The organism is Bacillus sp. ISL-35, from assembly GCF_018613355.1.
Lineage (GTDB): Bacteria > Bacillota > Bacilli > Bacillales > Cytobacillaceae > Mesobacillus.
The window spans coordinates 226,179-243,955 of sequence record NZ_JAGGQK010000006.1 but is presented as its reverse complement, the minus strand read 5'-3'; the positions used below and the strand labels follow the sequence as shown (position 1 = coordinate 243,955).

Below are 17,777 nucleotides of genomic sequence, written 5' to 3'. Positions count from 1 at the left end.
GTATTTTAGATTATTATACTAAAAAACCCCCTGACATCCAGGGGGTTCATCTTAATTATTGGCTAATTTATGAGAGTGTTTCTTGGCAGGAGCTTTTTTGCCAATTGTATCTTCTGCCTGAGTTGCTCGTTTGATAAAGAAAGCAAGCACCAACGCAAGGGCTGAAAGGAATACTGTCACATAAAAGGCATCATTGATTCCATGCAGCATTGCCTGCATGGCAATTTGCTGTTCCATTTCAGCCTTGGCAGCCGGAGTTACAGCTTTCCCTGCTGCAGCAGCCTGTTTAAAAGCATTCGCTGCCAGCTCTGTACCATAACTTTTTGCACGCGTAGTCATTACTGTAACCAACAACGCCGTACCAATTGCACCTGACACCTGCTGCATCGTATTATTCATAGCTGTGCCATGTGGATAATATTTTGCAGGTAATTGGTTTAAGCCATTTGTGGAAACTGGCATATTGACCATTGACATCCCGAACATACGAAGGGTGTAAAGAATGATCAACTGGGTATACGTTGTTTCCAATGATAGCTGGCTGAAATAATAGCTCGTTACTAGTGTAATCGTTAGACCAATAATCGCCAGAGCACGTCCGCCGAATTTATCAAATAAACGTCCGGTAATAGGTGACATGATTGCCATTATTATTGCTCCTGGCAAAAGCATCAACCCAGCATCCATTGGAGAAATTCCCCTAATGGTCTGCACGTAAATCGGTAATAAAAGCATAGCTGAGAACATCGCCATGGTTACAATCATCGAAATAGCTGATGATAAGGCGAACATTGGGTATTTATAAATCCTGAAATTAAGCATTGGATTATCTTGTCTCAACTGGCGAAGAATAAATGTAACCAATGACACAGTACCGATTGTTAATGTTACGTAAACATTCGGACTATCCCAGCCTTTTGAACCCGCAGAGCTAAATCCATACAGCAGTCCGCCAAAACCGATACTGGATAATGTAAGAGAAATGACATCCAGATTCATATTTACTTTTTCCTTTTTATCTTTAAGCATTATGAAGCCGAGCAATAAAACCAAGGCTGCGATTGGTGTCACAAAATGGAATAGCATTCTCCAGTCGTAATGTTCTATTAGCCAGCCGGAAAGTGTTGGACCAATTGCAGGTGCGAACATCAATACCAGGCCAAAAACACCCATGGCAGTTCCCCGTTTTTCAATCGGGAAACTGACGAGCATGACATTCATCAATAATGGCATCATGATGGCAGTACCTGATGCCTGGATCATCCTGCCTGCTAATAATAATGGGAAAACATGTGCTGCACCAGCCAAAATAGTACCTGCAGTGAATAAACCCATTGCGACTAAGAATAAACGCCTTACTGAGTACTTCTGAATCAAATAGGCACTAAGCGGAATCATGACTCCGCTGACAAGCATGAAGCCTGTTGTCAGCCACTGTACTGTTGTAGCCTCCACTTTTAAGTCTGCCATGATGGATGGCAAGGCTATATTAAGCAATGTATTATTTAAAAATGCTATAAAAGCTCCGACAATCAATACCGCGAGAATACCGTACTGCGGTTTTTCGGGCGCTTGAAAGTTTTTTTCCATTCTGAATTTCCCCCTCTATTGTTCACAAATTTGTCAACAATGTGTTTGCATAGACAATAGCATATACCATCGGTCCATTTTTTGCAATACTTTTAAACCGCTGTTATTAAAGGGTTTGTAAAGTCCGAAAATTTAATGTAGTATATTTTTTATACAACCGGTTCAAAAAGGGTTAAGGTGATGAAATGAACGATAGAAAACGTAATGTTATCGATAAAGCTCACGAGCTTTTCATAGAAAAAGGATTCCACTCCACCTCTATTCAGGATATCCTTGATTACAGCGGAATATCAAAAGGAACCTTTTATAATTATTTTTTATCGAAAAATGAGCTGCTCATGGAAATCTTCAGGGCCGCTTTCAGGAAAATGGAAATGGCCCGGGACGCCTTATTGCTTGGTCAGGATCCAAGTGATCCTGAAGTTTTCATAAGGCAAATCGAGCTCCAGATGACAGCCAACAGGGAAAATAAAATCATCCCGCTTTTTGAGGAAGTCTATTTTTCCGGAGATAAAGAACTGAAGAAATTCATTGAAATAGGCCAAATGAAAACTTTGCGATGGTATTCAGACCGGCTTGAAAACATTACTGATGATCTTTGCAGGCCATATCTTCTGGACGCTGCTATCATGCTAAATGGGATTCTAATACAAAACGTCCGGTTTTATCGTAAAGCCAACGGTGATTCGGCGAGCATGCTTCCCGTTGTTCGCTTTAGTGTAACCCGAATTCTAAACCTGATTGAGGAAGTGACGATGTCTCAGGAATACTTACTGTCTCCCGAACTCCTTGATGCATGGCTTCCTGTTTCAAATAGAGAAGCCCTCGACTGGAGGTCCAAAATCCATTCTGTTATTTCTCGGTTAAAAAAGCTTGATTGCGAAAATAAAGATCATCTCCTAAAGCTCAATTTTATTGAAGAAGAACTTCGCTCCAAGGCACCGAGAAAGTTTTTAGTCGATAGTATCCTTTTCTCAATGTCAGCTGATTTTGATCGAGAAATAAAGGAATTGCAGGGTTTAATAGACGAACATTTGCTTGAAAAAGCATAAAGAACTTTGAAAGCAAAAAAAGCACGGCAGAAATCAACATTTGATTTACTGTCCGTGCTTTTTTAATTAGGCTCTGTTAAAAAAGGCTGTTGATTTTCGTTCCAGGCGCTGAGCCTCCTCGTCGCTTTTGCTCCTGCGGGGTCTCACCTGACCAGCTGCGCCCGCAGGACATTGATTAGCTTCCTGAATCAGCCCACGCACGATGGAAATGCGTTAGCATTTTCGGAGGAGTCTACGCGCCTTCCACTACAATCAACAGGGTTTAAAAATCACATTCAGCTTTAACAGAGCATTTTTTTAAAATCTTTCTTTATGTGATACATTTTTGCGATCTGCTTCAGCCCAGGCTTATATTCTTCTTTATGTGCCCCGTTTTTTGATTCCTCGTCAGTCTGGGCACATATCCTTCTTTTATGTGCCCCGTTTTGGCGATTCCCCGTCAATCCGGGCAAATACCTTGTTTTATGTGTCCGCTTTTGGCGATTCCCCGTCAATCTGGGTACATATCATTGACCCGGTTCTTCCAGTGTCGCTGAATAATACGCTACGAGTTCAGGATAATCCTTGAGTTCTGCCTTTCCCTGATCTGATAGTACGTATATGCCTCTCTCAACTCTTTCAAACCATTTATAATAGTTTTTCTGAAGGATTGATGGGGTCTTTTCGCCTGTACCGAGGGCAACGAGTGCTTTTGGTGACATCTGTCCAAGTTTTTCAAGATAACAGGCTATTTGGATGCAATTTTCTTTATAGGCGGTCATGATCTTGCTTTTGTTGCTGCCGCCGACATTGAAGTCAGCACTTCTTCCCTCAATTTCCTTAATCAATGCTGCTTTTTTTCGCCGGTTCTTGGTTGCCTTGCGATTGAATGGTTCGGGATGAACCTTAAATTCAACAGTTTTCCGATTTCCGGCAAACGTAACGACAATCAGGCCGATTTCCAGCCTCTTTACCAGGTGAATAACATCATTCCAGCGTTTCCTGGACATCCTCTTCGGTTTTGGGATTGCTATGTACACCATATCAGTTAAGCGCAGCCTTCTCGTTGCCTGAAGGAGCAGTTCAATATTTAGTATAAGCTTTAATTCCACGATGATAAGTTCTTCATCTTTTAATGCTGTTAAATCACAATCATGGACCTCTCCATTAACCCGGTACCCCTGTTTTGTGAAGTGCTTCCGAATCGGCTCGTATAAATCGGCTTCAAATAATTTAGTCATGCTCCAACCTCTGTCCATCCTGCAGTTTTCCTATAATTATAGCAAACTTTATAAAGTGAGAGGTCATTTAGACAAGCAATGGGCATATACTGTTTGGTGATGAAGTGTTGGAGGAAAAGTTATGAGAGGTCTTGTCTTATTTTTATTAACACTCCTTCTGGGTCTGATGGTTTTTCTGAATATCGAAATGGACCAAGCCAGGAAAAGCTCGAACGAAGTTAAATATGAATATTTTACAGAAGAATATACAATCAACAAGGTTGATTCGTCAGGTTATTATGGGGAAGGTAACGGTAAAACCATTTATTTTAAAAAGGAAAAAGTGCAGCCTGGAGAAACTATTGGCAACGGCGACAAGGTTATCGTCTATTTCGATAAAAGCGGGCGTATTGATGGTCCGGTAAGAATTGAAAAAACTGAATAGGGAGCCTGCAAAGATGCGAGGCTCCCTGTTTTTATACCTGTCAAATTGCTTTACGTCCCTCGAGTTCCTCAGCGATTGCGGTGGTTAATTCCTGGCCGCTTTTTGGCAATGAAGTTTTCATTACCGCATTCATGACCGGGGCTAGGGCTCCTTCTGCCGTCATCTCTAGATATCCAGTCATCCTCGTCTTGTTCACCCCAATCGGCTCTGCCTTAAAATAACCATTCCCTGACAGGTTTTCATTGATTCCTTTAAGGTCGAATGTAACCCTGCTAGGCTCTACCCATTCTTTAATGGTGACTTGCAAACTGATTTTTTTCTTCAGAACACCAACTGTTTCCTTAAAGGTCCAAATTGATTGTTTTTCATTCAATTTTTCATGACTGATATACCCTGGCAATAACGGGGCCCAGTTATCCATATCCTTTACGAAATCCCATACATTTTCTATTGGTACATCAATTGTAATTTCATGTTTCCCTTCAGGCATTGCTCCCTCTCCTTTTCGGTGAAAAATTTGCTCCTCTACCAGATATATGTCTTCTGACGTTTTTTATACTTTGTTCCTTATTGAGCCTAAATCAAACATTAAATGAAAAAACACACCACTAATAGGTGTGTTCACTTCAACTATTTTTCATCGATTTAATTTCCTATTGCTGAAGACCAGAATGACTTCAATTTGTCCTGATATTCCTGCTCGGCAATGGTATATGCCTCAGTGTGACCTGCTCCAGGGACAATCCATAGCTCCTTGGGGCTGTTTGCTTTATCATAGATTCTCTTCCCCATTTCTGTTGGGACCAATTGATCCTGATCACCGTGAATAATGAATAGAGGAAGGTGATTTTTTTTAATACTTTCAATGGCTGAAGCTTCTGGAAAAGAATAGCCTGCCCTGATTTTCGTTACTGCGCTGGTAACCTGCATGACCGGGAATGAGGGTAGATTGTAGAGGTATTTCAGCTGATGGCTCAGCTCCTCTTGAACTGTTGTATAGCCACTGTCAGCAATAATTCCTTTAACCTGCTGAGGAAGCTTTTCGCCACTGGCCATCAGTACTGTTGCAGCACCCATAGAGAAGCCGTGCAGGAAGATAGTATCCTCCTCCTTCTGATCAACTAAATATTGTGACCATCTTACCAAATCCTTGCGGTCATGCCAGCCATACCCTATATAATCCCCTTCACTCAACCCGTGACCACGGGCATCCGGTTTAAGTACATCGTAACCCTGTTCATAATAATATTTTGTTATGCCAGGCATTTGTTCGCTGTTCCCTTTATAACCGTGAGCAAGAATCACAGCTTTGGATCCTGGTTTTTCATTTTTTAAAAAACGGGCTTTCAGCTTAAGACCATCTTCGGATTCTATTTCAACCATTTCAAACTTCTGCTTTTCGGTCCATTCCATAATCTCCTCAAGTTTCCTCTGCTTCTCGTCATCGCTTGTAAGAGTCGCAGCTGTTACACTCTCGCCCCCTCCATGCAGGTCCACAGCATCATGGCTGCGGTTAATCGCCACACCATAAAAATAATTACCTGCAGCAATCAATAGTATGACTATGGTTAAAAACACCCCGCTGATTGTCCAAATGATTTTCTTCTTCAATTCTTCGTCCCCTTTATCCCAACTTTTCTTTTAAAAATATTTTACCAGATTAACAGATGAAAATGACCCATCTGGCAAAAAATACAAAACGTTAAGACAAGTATTTTATTGGGTATAAGTAATTAAAACCGTTAGGAGGCTGATCGGTATGGAAATCGAGAAAAAGCATATCCTTAAATCTTATAAAAATGAGAAAGAAGAGATAGAATCCATCGAAGGCATTAAGGGAAAAAAACAAAACCAGGTCAATAGTTCGATTTCAGGCTATAACGTTGAGAAGAAAAGGACGAAGGAATACCCTGTGAATGCCTTCAGTCCAGGAGAACTTGATATGGGAGAATCTGCATTTAAGGATTACGAAGATGATCCATCCGAAAATCCGGCAATTGAAACCGATAAACAGATCGATATAGACAGGCCGCTGCCTGAACGGGAAATGAATAATCGAATAAGGTAAAGGTTGGTGCACGGGAATGAACTGCTCCCCGTCAAGTAGACAGTGTAAATAATATAAACAATCTAAGCGGCTTTAGCCCTAAATTCTAGGGGGCTAAGGCCGTTTAATCTTTTTTGGTAACGTTCATGATTATAAAAGTATATGTACTCATCAATCGCCGCAGATAGTTCTTCAAAGGTCTTATATTTCTCCAGGTAATACTTTTCGCTTTTCAGTGATCCCCAAAAGGATTCCATTGGACTATTGTCAATACATCTTCCGACTCGGGACATACTTTGAGTCATCTGTGCTTCATCTATTCTTCGTTTGAATCCGAGATGGGTATACTGAAAACTACAGGTAGTGGATTCTTTTAATCCATCCACTCCGTATTTTTCATATCTATATACCCAATTATAGATTGCTCTTTTAGCTACCTTATATGTGTATACAAGCTCAGAAATGGTGTGACTTCCACTTTCCAATGCCTTTATGATTGTGATTTTGTTTTGGAGGAAATGGGCCCTTTTTGACATAATAAATATTCCTCTTTAAATAAACAGATTTTTATTTTTTAATCTGTCTACCTAAAGGGGAGCATATCAGAAATCGTGCACCTTTTATTTATTTAGATAGCTATCAATTTCACTTAAGGTTCTTCCAATGGAATCCCGGATGACAAAAGTGTCAGGGGCAAAGTCATATGGTGTGTCCCCTTTATTGATGATGATCATAGGAGTATCATTGTTTTTATATTGAGGAAATGCTGAAAACGGTGTTACTTTTAGGCTTGTGCCTAAAATGACTAAACAATCGGCTTCTGCGATTCTATTTAAAATTTTTTCAAATCCCCCAGCTGTAAACCATTCACCTGCATCTCCAAACAAAACAACATCTGGTTTAATAAGAGGAGAAAAATCTTGATCAGCCTCACATTCCCTGCAAACAAAAAACTTTTCATCAGTTTGCTTCCTAATCAGCAAATCATCTGAAGTATACTTTTTGCCACAATTTTGGCAAGTTGCTGTTTTCATCGTCCCATGGAATTCTATAACCTTCTTACTTCCTGCTTTTTGATGCAGTCCGTCAATATTTTGAGTGATGATCCAATCAATACGCCCTTCCTGCTCCCACTTTGCCAGAATTTGATGGCCTTTATTGGGCAAGGCATTCGGATGGTAAAGATTGGAGAAAGCAAATTCATAAAAAGACTTGGGTTGCTCATGAAAATAATCGATTGAAAGGATATATTCCGGAGCATGATGATAGATTCCAGTCCGTGAACGAAAGTCTTTAATACCAGACTCTGTACTTATTCCAGCACCTGTCAATACGACAATATTTTTTGAATTGGCAACTATTTCGCTACATGATTGGATTGTGTCCATAATACCATCCCCTGTCATTTCTGGAAGTTTATAATCTAAATTATAAATTAAATACTTGAGTGGCAAAAGTGTTTGGTTTCGCTTTCATTATAATTGTTAACTTAAATAATTTTTGGTTGACATAAATAATTCAGAAAGTTTATCCTGAATTTAGATTATAGAAAAGGAGAGCAAATAACATGAAGTTTAAAGCACTTGATCTCACTCTGGCTTCCATGTTCGTCGGTCTTATGGCGATTGGGGCAAATATTACTTCGTTTGTACCTTTTATGGTAGTGGGCGGAGTACCAATCACTCTTCAAACCTTCTTTGCGATTTTAGCAGGGATTATCCTGGGAAGCAGGCTGGGAGCTATATCAATGACTGTCTACGCCTTCGTAGGATTGGTAGGCGTCCCTATATTTGCTAAGTTTGGAGCAGGATTTTCTACAGTGATCAGTCCAACCTTTGGATTTATTCTATCATTCATTCTAACAGCCTATGTTGCAGGCAAAATGGTTGAGAAGCATAGGACACTTTCTGCTTTCATCATCGCATCCCTGGTTGGCCTCGTGATCAACTATGTATTCGGAACGAACTGGATGTATTTTGCCTATAAATTCTGGGCTGCTGCTCCAGAAGGATTTACTTATAAATTGGCATGGCTTTGGATGGTCGCTCCTCTTCCAAAAGACATAATCCTTGCTGTGTTTGCTGGTATGATGGCTCACAGACTGGAAAAAACAGTACTTTCCAAGCCAAACTTTAAACATTTAAGAAAAGCGGCTTAAAAAAACAAAAGGGGGTCCATGATGTCATACTGGAAAAAGTTAGCCTTTAGCGTTCTTGAAGGCGGCGAACTGACGGATGAAGAAGCAATCAGTATACTGGATTGTCCGGACCAAGAACTGCTGGAATTGCTCCAGGCTGCATACACAATTCGCCACCATCATTTTGGCAATAAAGTTAAGCTTAATATGATAATTAATACAAAATCAGGTCTATGCCCTGAAAACTGCGGTTACTGTGCGCAATCAAGCGTCTCGAATGCCCCTATCGATAAGTATCGAATGATGGACAAAGAAACCATCCTCCAGGGTGCTGAACAAGCTTACAATCTCAACGCAGGTACTTATTGTATTGTAGCCAGCGGCAGAGGGCCAAGCGAAAAAGAACTTGATACAGTATCCTCAGCTGTTCAGGAAATTAAAGTGAAGTTTGGCCTTAAAGTATGCGCATGCCTGGGAATCCTTAAACCATCCCAGGCAGAAAAGCTAAAAGCGGCTGGTGTGGATCGATATAATCACAATCTTAATACATCTGCAAGTCATCATGAGTCAATCACCACATCACATACATATCAGGATCGAGTAAATACGGTTGAACTAATTAAAAACAGCGGAATTTCCCCTTGCTCTGGAGTTATTATTGGAATGAGGGAATCAAAGATAGATGTCGTTGATATGGCCAGGAGCCTGAAGGTTCTAGATGCCGATTCCATCCCGGTTAATTTCCTCCATGCAATTGAGGGTACCCCGCTTGCAGGGACGGATGAATTAAATCCGCGCTACTGCCTAAAAGTCCTATGCCTGATGCGATTCATTAACCCGTCAAAAGAAATCAGGATATCAGGCGGCCGAGAGGTTAACCTAAGAAGCTTACAGTCTTTAGGCCTCTATCCTGCCAACTCAATCTTTGTTGGCGATTATCTGACAACAGCAGGACAAGATACAACTGCTGACCATAAAATGCTTCAAGACCTTGGATTTGAAATTGAATTTAACAAAGAGAAAAATGGAGTTGAAATTTAAAACAGCCCAGAGAGGTTGCTTTGAAACCGACTCTCAAATTAATAAAAGAAAGATGCCTGGCACCTAAAAGCCAGGCATCTTTTCAATTCATTTCTTCTTTTTATTGTTTTGATTGATCTTCTGGTGTTCCGGCCGTTTAGGATAATCAGCCGCACCCTCAGGAGGTGCAGTGAAGTCTCCCCTTTTATCCATATATCGATTCTCTTTTTTCATTCCTGTCTTCCTTTCTTGTTTACATTCCCGGCTGGTGTTGCTTTAATTGTTCGTCGATGGCTTTATTCCTCTCTCCCCCATCCGAAAGTTCTTCCGAAAACTCGTGCGCTTCCAGTCCTTCTTTTCCTACAAGCTTGGAACTTGCTATTGTCCCTGCAGACAAATTGTTATTAGGTGCTCCCTCTTCATTCCATTTTCCCAATATACTCACCCTCCTTTTCTGTTTATTATTTGTTATTTTCAGGGTGACATTCTCTTGAATTGAATAACAAGTATTCGTCCTCCATCCTCCAAAAGATAGAAAAAAGTGGTTATCTGAAAGTTGAATGAAAGAATCATTATCTGAAATTAGGACAATAGGACGAAATCTCTTTTTTGCGTTTGCTATTGATTCCAGTATCTGTTATGATGAAATAGAATTATTTTTGTTCGGTGTAAAGGATAGAAATTATTTCGTCTTAATGATCACTTTGGGCAAGGATAGTAACATTTGTGCGAATTGCACTAGGAGGTAACAGTAATGGAACAAGGTACAGTAAAATGGTTTAACGCAGAAAAAGGTTTTGGATTCATCGAGCGCGAAGGTGGAGACGACGTATTCGTACACTTCTCTGCTATCCAATCTGAAGGTTTCAAATCATTAGACGAAGGTCAAAAAGTATCTTTCGACGTTGAGCAAGGCGCTCGCGGACCACAAGCTGCTAACGTAACAAAACTATAATTTTAGTTTTGCTGAAAAGAAGAAGGTTCCCTAAGGGACCTTCTTTTTATTTTGCCCTCTCCCCTTCAAAGATCCTTCGATTAACTGCGTAAAATTCACATATTCCATTCATACAGAATAAATGTAATAAAGGGTTGCTTTTTGGGAGGTATTAAACATGGCTAATAGTGTTTTATTTAATTGTATAAATGTCAATTCTATGCAAAGTAATGCCGGAGTATTCATCGGAGGAAATACCCAAACAGGATGGAATTCACCGACCAAGCAAAACAACGGCATTTTCGGCACCGGACAGGGAAATGTTTATTTTGGGAACCTGGATTTGATCAGTGATAATGACGGTATAGACCAGCCTAATGCAGATCCGGATATCCAGCCTTCCAGCCAGGGCCAGGCTTTTTAATGGCAGGGTAAGCCATGAATACAATAAAAATTACTTTTGGAATCATTAATGTCAATAGTATCAACAGTTCTTCAGGAGTATTTTTTGGTTCGAATTTTAATATGAATTTTGTTACAACCTCAAAGTCAAATAACGGTTTTACGGTCACAGGTGATCAAAATGAATTATTCCGGAACTTGAGCATTGTTAAGGATGAAAATGGATTTGAGGTCATAAAAACTGTCACCTAGAATAATCCCCCGCCCATACGCAAATAATTTACAAGAAAATCGAAAAAGGCGGGATTATAATTGAATCAGTTAGAATTAATTCTAAGAATTGCAATTGGCTTTATTGTCTTATTTTCGATGGCAAGGTGGTCTGGCCGAAAAGAAATCAGCCAGATGACCTTCTTTAACCTTGTATCCGCCATTGCGTTTGGGTCAATAGCAGCCGCACTGGTCGTAAATCCAAGTGTAAGCATACTTAATGGAATTATTGCGTTGCTTGGATGGGCTGTTTTTACGGTTTTCACCGACTTTATTCATATAAAATCTAAAAAAGCAAGAAAGCTGCTAATGGGTGATCCTGTTATCGTAATCAAAAAGGGAAAAATAATGGAGGATGCCTTAAGGCAAACACGGCTGGATACAGACTCACTGCAAGCTTTACTGCGTCAGCAAAGCATATTTTCTTTGAACGATGTGGAATATGCCATCTTTGAAACAGACGGGAAATTGTCGGTCATGAAAAAAGATAATAAACAAACAGTCACGAAAAGTGACATGAACATTGCGATGCCTCAAGGGAATTTTGTTCCACTATCTACAGAGCTTGTAGCGGACGGAAAAATGAATCTTAAGAACCTGGCCAAGATGAATAAGGATCAAACCTGGCTTCATGAACAGCTGCAGCTGGCTGGAGTCCAGTCAGTGGATGATGTCTTCTATGCGGAAGTACAGCCTGATGGAAATCTGTATATCGATAAAAGAGATGATTTATTGCATTGAAAAAAGAGGTCCCGCTTCATCATCGCGCAGGACCTTTTCATTTTTGTTCAATTTCTACCTCCTGGGATTTCAAAAGAGCCTCCAGCCATTCTGGCTGCTCAGTTTCCCCGTCATCCCCGAAAATCTCAGCAAAATTTCTTTGAGTAAGCCTTGATATAATATCATGTATGTCATTATTGTCACCACTTATACTCCCGAAACCCTGTTTTTGACTTTTTTGGCTTGAAAAATCCATTGGAAAGCTGTTGCCAAAATTAACACAAGAAGCATCCTGTATAGTCCCAATCTTAATCGAGCCTATATAAAAGGCAGGGCTCAGCGTTTTCATTTTCCCGCCCCCTTCAGTCCAACAAGATTTCTTTTCCATTGATGTTAACACTCAAAACCGGTTCATCCTTCTTCAGCGGCTTGCTATGACTATTCGGCTTTTCCTTGGAATCATTTTTTTCATTTTTGTATTGTGGGCTTTTAGATTGGGATTTTACAGTTTCTAGATTTGGACTAAAAGAATTCCCCAAGTTCATCATACCGCTGAGTTCTTTTATATCTATTTTATCAAGATGATAGGCTAGCTCATCTAATTGAAGGTGATCCACGGTGACTTTTTCAATATGAATATGAAACTCGTTTTTCTGCATTGCGTCAATTTTTTCAGTGAGATTTTGAATCATTTTTACAAGAGCCTGATTATCCATGTGGGATATCACCGTTTTTTCGTTCAGAAACGGAAACATTTTTTGAAATTTTGTTCAACTTTCCATTAATATTCCCAAATCCCTCAGCAATGTTGGCTCTTTTTTTTCGGTTATATTGAATGTTGACGCCAGTATGCAGCCCGGAACTATTTGTGATATTATTTATGTCTATTTTTTTGAAATGGATCTTGGTCATATCATCATCTCCTGGTCAGCTGTGGAAGTTGATTTGGATTGACTCCCGACTATGAGTAGAATGCTGTTGAACATATGGTATACGGATAAAAAGAAGCCCATTTAAAAAGTCAGCCTGAATATGATTAAGGTTACACTCATGAGGGATTTTCAGATTTCTCTCGAATGGTCCGCCAGCCCGTTCGTTAATCAACAGTTTTTCTTCATCTGACACATAAGGGCGCTTTAATTCTCCCTTAATGGATAAATTGTATCCATCTAAAGACAGATTCACATCCTCCCTCGCTACAAGTCCGGGTAACTCGGCAACGATTATCACTTCATGTTCACCCTGGAACATATCGATTCTCGGTCCCACAAGGGGAAGAATATCAGAAACCGCTTCGAAAAAATCCTGACCAAGTATTCTCCTGGCTTCCGCCATTGAATGATCGCTTTTCCTTCGGCTCATACTTCCTCCAGACAATAATTAGTTACTGTATATATATTTTAAAGAGTGGAAATTAGACCTTATTCGAAAAGATCCTCCCAACGATGTTCATCAAATTGTAACCACGGAAAATATGACTGCAAAAAGGATGGAACAAGTTGTTCCACCCTTCTATCCGTTATATTCCCTTAAAAGCGGAACGATAAATTTCGGCGAGCTCTGATACCAGCGGAAGTTTAGGGTTAGCCGTTGTACATTGGTCCTCAAATGCACGATCTGCAAGCTGATCGACCTTCGATTCGAATTCAGCTTTGACAACTCCGTTCGCTTCGATGCTCATCGGGATTTCCATTTCGCTCGCGAGCCTGATGATTGCCTGGACAAGGCTTTCGACTCCTTCTTCAATAGTTCGTGCAGGCAAGCCGAGAATCCGCGCGATTTCCGCATAACGCTGGTCTGCGACAAAGCTTTCGTATTTAGGGAAAGCTGTGAACTTTTTCGGTTTGGTTGCGTTATAACGTATGACATGCGGCATCAGAATAGTGTTTGCACGGCCATGCGCAATATGGAATTCAGCTCCCAGCTTATGGGCAAGACTGTGGTTAATTCCAAGGAACGCATTGGCAAATGCCATTCCGGCAATCGTGGAGGCATTGTGCACCTTCTCTCGGGCCAGTTCATCCTGTCCGTTTCGGTAGGCTCTTGGCAGATATTCAAATATTAACTGGATTGCTTTGATTGCAAGGCCGTCAGTATAGTCATTGGCCATGCAGCTGACATAGGCTTCGATTGCATGTGTCAAAACGTCCATACCGGTATCTGCAGTGATATGCTTTGGCACTGTCATGACAAATTGCGGGTCGATAATAGCCACATCAGGTGTCAACTCATAATCGGCGAGCGGATATTTAATGTTCGCCTTTTTATCAGTAATCACCGAGAAGGAAGTCACTTCAGAACCCGTACCCGATGTTGTTGGGATAGCCACAAATTGGGCTTTCCGTCCCAAGTGGGGGTATTTGACTATCCGTTTGCGAATATCCAGGAATTTTTGTTTCAATCCATGGAAGTCCGCTTCTGGGTACTCATAAAACAGCCACATCCCTTTTGCTGCGTCCATTGCTGATCCGCCGCCAAGTGCGATGATGACATCCGGCTCGAAGTTTGCCATCATATCAGCGCCCTTCATAACGGTTTCGATTGATGGATCTGGTTCCACTTCTGAGAAGATCTCACAGTGAACATAATCCGGACGCTTTCTTAAGTGGTATAGGACTCGGTCGACATAACCTAGCTTCACCATTCCCGGATCTGTGACAATAAAGGCCTTCGATATTTTGGGCATTTTTGCCAGGTATTGTGTCGAGTTTTTCTCAAAATAGATCTTTGAAGGCACTTTAAACCACTGCATATTCACATTCCTTCTCGCTACTTTTTTCACATTGATCAGGTTGGCGGCACCGACGTTTGTGGATACGGAGTTGCCTCCATATGTGCCACAGCCAAGTGTCAGGGATGGGAGGTAGGCATTATAGATATCGCCGATTGCGCCTTGAGATGATGGGGCATTGACAATTATACGCCCCGCCTTCATTCGCAGGCCGAATGATTTAATTACCTCATCGCTTGTCGAGTGTATGACAGCTGAATGGCCAAGGCCACCGAACTCCAGCATTTCTTCCGCACGCTTCAGGCCTTCTTCCGTTCCGTTCACTTTATAGCAAGCAAGTACAGGACTTAATTTTTCGCGTGATAGTGGAAATTCCGGCCCGACACCTTTAAGCTCTGCAATAAGGATTTTTGTATCATCCGGCACCTCCACACCTGCCATTGCCGCAATTTTATGTGCTGGCATGCCCACGATGTCAGCATTTACGGCACAAGATTGTTCATTGATGACCAGCTTCTCTATTTTTGTCCTTTCTTCCTCATTTAAAAAGTAGCAGCTGTTCGCAATCATTTCAGATTTGACATCGTGATAGATTTCCTTGTCAATGATGACTGCCTGTTCAGAAGCACAAATCATTCCATTATCGAATGTTTTGGATAAAATCAGATCATTGACTGCCCTCTTCACATTTGCTGTCCGTTCAATATAACAAGGGACATTGCCTGGTCCCACGCCCAGTGCAGGTTTTCCTGAGCTGTATGCTGACTTTACCATCCCTGCGCCGCCAGTAGCCAGAATCATCGATATTTTAGGATGATTCATCAATGCCTGAGTGGCTTCAAGTGAAGGCTGTTCGATCCATTGCACACAGTCTTCAGGAGCCCCTGCCTTAATGGCAGCATCGCGAAGAATTTTTGCCGCTTCACTGCTGCATTTTTGAGCAGATGGATGGAAAGCGAAAATGATTGGGTTGCGTGTTTTGATGGATATAAGGGCTTTGAACATGGTTGTCGAGGTTGGATTCGTCACAGGTGTCACTCCGGCAATCACTCCAACAGGCTCCGCAATGGTAATCATGCCTTCATGCTCATTTTCATCTATGATCCCAGCAGTTTTATCGTACTTTATATTGTGGTAAACATATTCAGTAGCAAACATGTTCTTGATAATCTTGTCTTCATAAACTCCGCGTTTTGTTTCTTCGACTGCCATCTTTGCGAGTTGCATGTGCTGGTCAAGTCCTGCCAGCGCCATTTCCTTCACAATCCGGTTGACTGCTTCCTGGTCCAGCTCACGCATTTTTGCTAAGGCGTTCAAGCCTTTCACGACTAAACCATCAATCATTTCAGCAACGGAAGGTTGCGATTTAACCACTTTTTCAACTGTGCCCATTTTTCAGGACCTCCTTAAAACATTGGGATGATTGTTCAATTTGCTATTCCTTTTTTTTTGCAGAAGTCTTTGTTTATGTGTTTACAAAACTAAAGAAGTTTTCTTGTGAAATATTTCACAAATAGTCTCAAAAAAAATCACTCACAAACTGGATTCCTGGGGATCTTTTCAAAGCTGATGTCTGTTAGAAATTTTGTACTTCTTTTGACTATGACCACAAAATTGACTGTCCAGATATAGGCTGGAATTTTCTCATCATCCTTGAACATCATTGCTTCGAATTCATCACCGATTAGCTCCTCAAGCATTTCCTGTGTATAAGTCTCAGTATCGGTGGAGAATGGTTTGAATTCGCAGTACATCATTTTGATCACTCCTTTTTTTCTTTCTAATTAAAGATTATCATATTGAAAGAATAATAGTATGTGAAATATTGAACAATATTTGAACTATAATTTACCAATGTGAACAACACCATTGTCAGTTAGTATGATAACGCTTACATTTTTATTGCTATTTTAAAATAATAAGGCTCTATTATAGAGCCTTTTAAAAAGTATATCTAACATCTGTTAATTCTTCAGAAACAGTCCATAGTTTTTTCATGATCTCTTTGTTGTACACTCCTGCTGCTGGAACTTCAATTGCTGGATTCCCCTTGCGGTTCCCTCTACCATCTGGACCGATATATTCACCGCCCTGCAGACATTCTTCAGTAGCAGCAAAAATGGTGGGCATAGCTCCCTTCTCGGCAGGTTGAGTAAAGAATTTCACCATCCCTTTCCGAAGTGCGGGAGTTTGGCCCTTCCCTAGATGGAATAGATTCGTATTGGAAATCCCCGGATGGCAGGCAACACTGATACACTCCAGTCCGTGCTGTTTGAAGCGGTTATCCAACTCTTTGGCAAATAAAAGGTTGGCAAGCTTACTCTGTCCATAAAACTTCATTGCCTTATATCCTTTTGAGCCATCTAAATTGTCAAAGTCTATTTTGGCTCCTCTATGGGCAATACTGCTTAAAGTCACCACACGGGATCCAGGGGTTGTTTTTAAAAACGGCAACAGGAGCCCCGTTAATGCAAAATGGCCAAGGTGATTGCTGCCAAACTGAAGTTCAAATCCATCCTTAGTCTTTCCATAAGGCGGAATCATGACTCCGGCATTATTGATTAAAAGATCCAGAGAATCGTATTCTTCCACGAAGTCCTTGGTGAAACCGCGAACACTTTGCAAGTCTGCGAGATCAAGCTTCATAAGTTTTATTTTTGCCTGGGGATTCCCCTGGAGGATAGCTTCGACCGCTGCCTTACCCTTTTCCATGTTCCTAACAGCCAGGATGACAAATGCTCCTTTTGCAGAAAAATCCTTCGCTGCCTCAAAGCCTATCCCGCTGTTTGCACCAGTGATGATGGCGGTTTTTCCTGTTAAATTCTCTAATAACATGATTACACCTCTACTCCGATTAAGACCTGTTCTCAGTCTTTTTAATCGTACCATAATTGGGCTTATTAACCATTGAAATTGCACTCTGAAAATTCTATGGAATTATGGGAGATATATAATATGAAAAAAATGCACCCTACTGCTTGGGAGCTTTGGCACATAAAAAACAGCTTGCAAGCAAGACGATCATTAAAAGATTGTCGCTAGTTTATGTGAGTAGGATGAGAGAAATAATAGAAAAATATATATAGAATCGTTAAAAAGTAAAATAAAAAATAGAATTTAGCCTGGAATTGCAATAAGGCCCACCTTTTATTCGTCAATATGTGCATGACGAAATTCACTAATATGACATTTTTTGTTTTCATAATTTGTTCACATTTGTCTTCAAATCC

Annotated in this window: 23 protein-coding genes and 1 pseudogene; 9 read left to right on the top strand and 15 right to left on the bottom strand. The window is 40.8% G+C overall.

The genetic code is table 11. The features are described from left to right. Positions 1–51: 51 nt before the first annotated feature. On the bottom strand, positions 52–1,590 hold the full coding sequence (locus tag J7E38_RS10615) for a DHA2 family efflux MFS transporter permease subunit (RefSeq protein ID WP_214705726.1): 1,539 nt from the start codon (positions 1,588–1,590) through the stop codon (positions 52–54). A gap of 185 nt (positions 1,591–1,775) precedes the next feature. Here J7E38_RS10615 and J7E38_RS10610 point away from each other — a divergent pair, with 185 nt between their 5' ends. After that, on the top strand, positions 1,776–2,642 hold the full coding sequence (locus tag J7E38_RS10610; protein WP_214705725.1) for a TetR/AcrR family transcriptional regulator: 867 nt from the start codon (positions 1,776–1,778) through the stop codon (positions 2,640–2,642). A 506-nt stretch (positions 2,643–3,148) separates the two neighbouring features. Here J7E38_RS10610 and J7E38_RS10605 read toward each other — a convergent pair. Then, entirely contained in the window at positions 3,149–3,862 is a 714-nt protein-coding gene (locus J7E38_RS10605) for a DUF2161 domain-containing phosphodiesterase (RefSeq protein WP_214705724.1), read from the bottom strand. A gap of 121 nt (positions 3,863–3,983) precedes the next feature. Here J7E38_RS10605 and J7E38_RS10600 point away from each other — a divergent pair, with 121 nt between their 5' ends. Further along, entirely contained in the window at positions 3,984–4,286 is a 303-nt protein-coding gene (locus tag J7E38_RS10600; RefSeq protein ID WP_214705723.1) for a hypothetical protein, read from the top strand. 40 nt (positions 4,287–4,326) lie between these two features. Here the strand turns inward: J7E38_RS10600 and J7E38_RS10595 are convergent, their stop codons facing one another. Next, on the bottom strand, positions 4,327–4,776 hold the full coding sequence (locus J7E38_RS10595; RefSeq protein WP_214705722.1) for an SRPBCC family protein: 450 nt from the start codon (positions 4,774–4,776) through the stop codon (positions 4,327–4,329). A gap of 155 nt (positions 4,777–4,931) precedes the next feature. Next, positions 4,932–5,897 (bottom strand): alpha/beta hydrolase, encoded by a 966-nt coding sequence (locus J7E38_RS10590; RefSeq protein WP_214705721.1) that lies wholly within the window; start codon positions 5,895–5,897, stop codon positions 4,932–4,934. 148 nt (positions 5,898–6,045) lie between these two features. On the opposite strand from J7E38_RS10590, the gene J7E38_RS10585 reads away from it, so the two are divergent. Beyond that, positions 6,046–6,354: a hypothetical protein gene (locus tag J7E38_RS10585; RefSeq protein ID WP_214705720.1), complete on the top strand. Its 309-nt coding sequence runs from the start codon at positions 6,046–6,048 to the stop codon at positions 6,352–6,354. 62 nt (positions 6,355–6,416) lie between these two features. Here the strand turns inward: J7E38_RS10585 and J7E38_RS23880 are convergent. Together J7E38_RS23880 and J7E38_RS10575 are read right to left on the bottom strand one after the other, a co-directional pair. Then, a pseudogene (locus J7E38_RS23880) lies at positions 6,417–6,644 on the bottom strand (transposase); the annotation flags it as partial. Between the two features lie 309 nt (positions 6,645–6,953). After that, positions 6,954–7,721: an NAD-dependent protein deacylase gene (locus tag J7E38_RS10575; protein ID WP_214705718.1), complete on the bottom strand. Its 768-nt coding sequence runs from the start codon at positions 7,719–7,721 to the stop codon at positions 6,954–6,956. Positions 7,722–7,900: 179 nt separating this feature from the next. Here J7E38_RS10575 and J7E38_RS10570 point away from each other — a divergent pair, with 179 nt between their 5' ends. Then, positions 7,901–8,491: a biotin transporter BioY gene (locus tag J7E38_RS10570; protein WP_214705717.1), complete on the top strand. Its 591-nt coding sequence runs from the start codon at positions 7,901–7,903 to the stop codon at positions 8,489–8,491. A 21-nt stretch (positions 8,492–8,512) separates the two neighbouring features. Further along, the gene (gene bioB / locus J7E38_RS10565) at positions 8,513–9,511 is read left to right on the top strand and encodes a biotin synthase BioB (protein WP_215038438.1); all 999 of its coding nucleotides are present in this window, start codon (positions 8,513–8,515) and stop codon (positions 9,509–9,511) included. 87 nt (positions 9,512–9,598) lie between these two features. On the opposite strand, the gene J7E38_RS24090 is transcribed toward bioB, so the two are convergent. Both J7E38_RS24090 and J7E38_RS10560 read right to left on the bottom strand, forming a co-directional pair. Further along, on the bottom strand, positions 9,599–9,724 hold the full coding sequence (locus J7E38_RS24090; RefSeq protein WP_285291723.1) for a hypothetical protein: 126 nt from the start codon (positions 9,722–9,724) through the stop codon (positions 9,599–9,601). Positions 9,725–9,743: 19 nt separating this feature from the next. Then, positions 9,744–9,926, bottom strand: coding sequence for a hypothetical protein (locus J7E38_RS10560; protein WP_214705715.1), 183 nt, complete (start codon positions 9,924–9,926; stop codon positions 9,744–9,746). A gap of 318 nt (positions 9,927–10,244) precedes the next feature. Between J7E38_RS10560 and J7E38_RS10555 the strand changes: the two genes are divergently transcribed. From J7E38_RS10555 to J7E38_RS10540, 4 genes are all read left to right on the top strand, one after another. Continuing rightward, a complete protein-coding gene (locus J7E38_RS10555) occupies positions 10,245–10,445 on the top strand; it encodes a cold-shock protein (protein WP_044392209.1) in 201 nt (66 codons plus the stop codon). 157 nt (positions 10,446–10,602) lie between these two features. After that, a complete protein-coding gene (locus tag J7E38_RS10550) occupies positions 10,603–10,848 on the top strand; it encodes a hypothetical protein (RefSeq protein WP_214705714.1) in 246 nt (81 codons plus the stop codon). 14 nt (positions 10,849–10,862) lie between these two features. Next, positions 10,863–11,078: a hypothetical protein gene (locus J7E38_RS10545; RefSeq protein ID WP_214705713.1), complete on the top strand. Its 216-nt coding sequence runs from the start codon at positions 10,863–10,865 to the stop codon at positions 11,076–11,078. A gap of 60 nt (positions 11,079–11,138) precedes the next feature. Then, positions 11,139–11,837 (top strand): DUF421 domain-containing protein, encoded by a 699-nt coding sequence (locus J7E38_RS10540; protein ID WP_214705712.1) that lies wholly within the window; start codon positions 11,139–11,141, stop codon positions 11,835–11,837. Between the two features lie 37 nt (positions 11,838–11,874). On the opposite strand, the gene J7E38_RS10535 is transcribed toward J7E38_RS10540, so the two are convergent. From J7E38_RS10535 to J7E38_RS10505, 7 genes are all read right to left on the bottom strand, one after another. Further along, entirely contained in the window at positions 11,875–12,204 is a 330-nt protein-coding gene (locus J7E38_RS10535; RefSeq protein WP_214705711.1) for a hypothetical protein, read from the bottom strand. Beyond that, on the bottom strand, positions 12,179–12,532 hold the full coding sequence (locus J7E38_RS10530) for a hypothetical protein (RefSeq protein ID WP_214705710.1): 354 nt from the start codon (positions 12,530–12,532) through the stop codon (positions 12,179–12,181). The genes J7E38_RS10535 and J7E38_RS10530 overlap by 26 nt, the downstream gene beginning before the upstream one ends. Then, a complete protein-coding gene (locus tag J7E38_RS10525) occupies positions 12,525–12,728 on the bottom strand; it encodes a hypothetical protein (RefSeq protein WP_214705709.1) in 204 nt (67 codons plus the stop codon). The genes J7E38_RS10530 and J7E38_RS10525 overlap by 8 nt, the downstream gene beginning before the upstream one ends. A 15-nt stretch (positions 12,729–12,743) precedes the next feature. Further along, positions 12,744–13,178, bottom strand: coding sequence for an Hsp20/alpha crystallin family protein (locus tag J7E38_RS10520; protein WP_214705708.1), 435 nt, complete (start codon positions 13,176–13,178; stop codon positions 12,744–12,746). Positions 13,179–13,335: 157 nt separating this feature from the next. Beyond that, positions 13,336–15,939 carry a bifunctional acetaldehyde-CoA/alcohol dehydrogenase gene (gene adhE, locus J7E38_RS10515; protein WP_214705707.1) on the bottom strand — a complete coding sequence of 868 codons (2,604 nt, stop codon included), beginning with the start codon at positions 15,937–15,939 and terminating at the stop codon, positions 13,336–13,338. A 137-nt stretch (positions 15,940–16,076) separates the two neighbouring features. After that, entirely contained in the window at positions 16,077–16,304 is a 228-nt protein-coding gene (locus tag J7E38_RS10510) for a hypothetical protein (RefSeq protein WP_214705706.1), read from the bottom strand. Between the two features lie 184 nt (positions 16,305–16,488). Beyond that, entirely contained in the window at positions 16,489–17,382 is an 894-nt protein-coding gene (locus J7E38_RS10505) for an oxidoreductase (RefSeq protein ID WP_214705705.1), read from the bottom strand. Positions 17,383–17,777 lie beyond the last annotated feature (395 nt).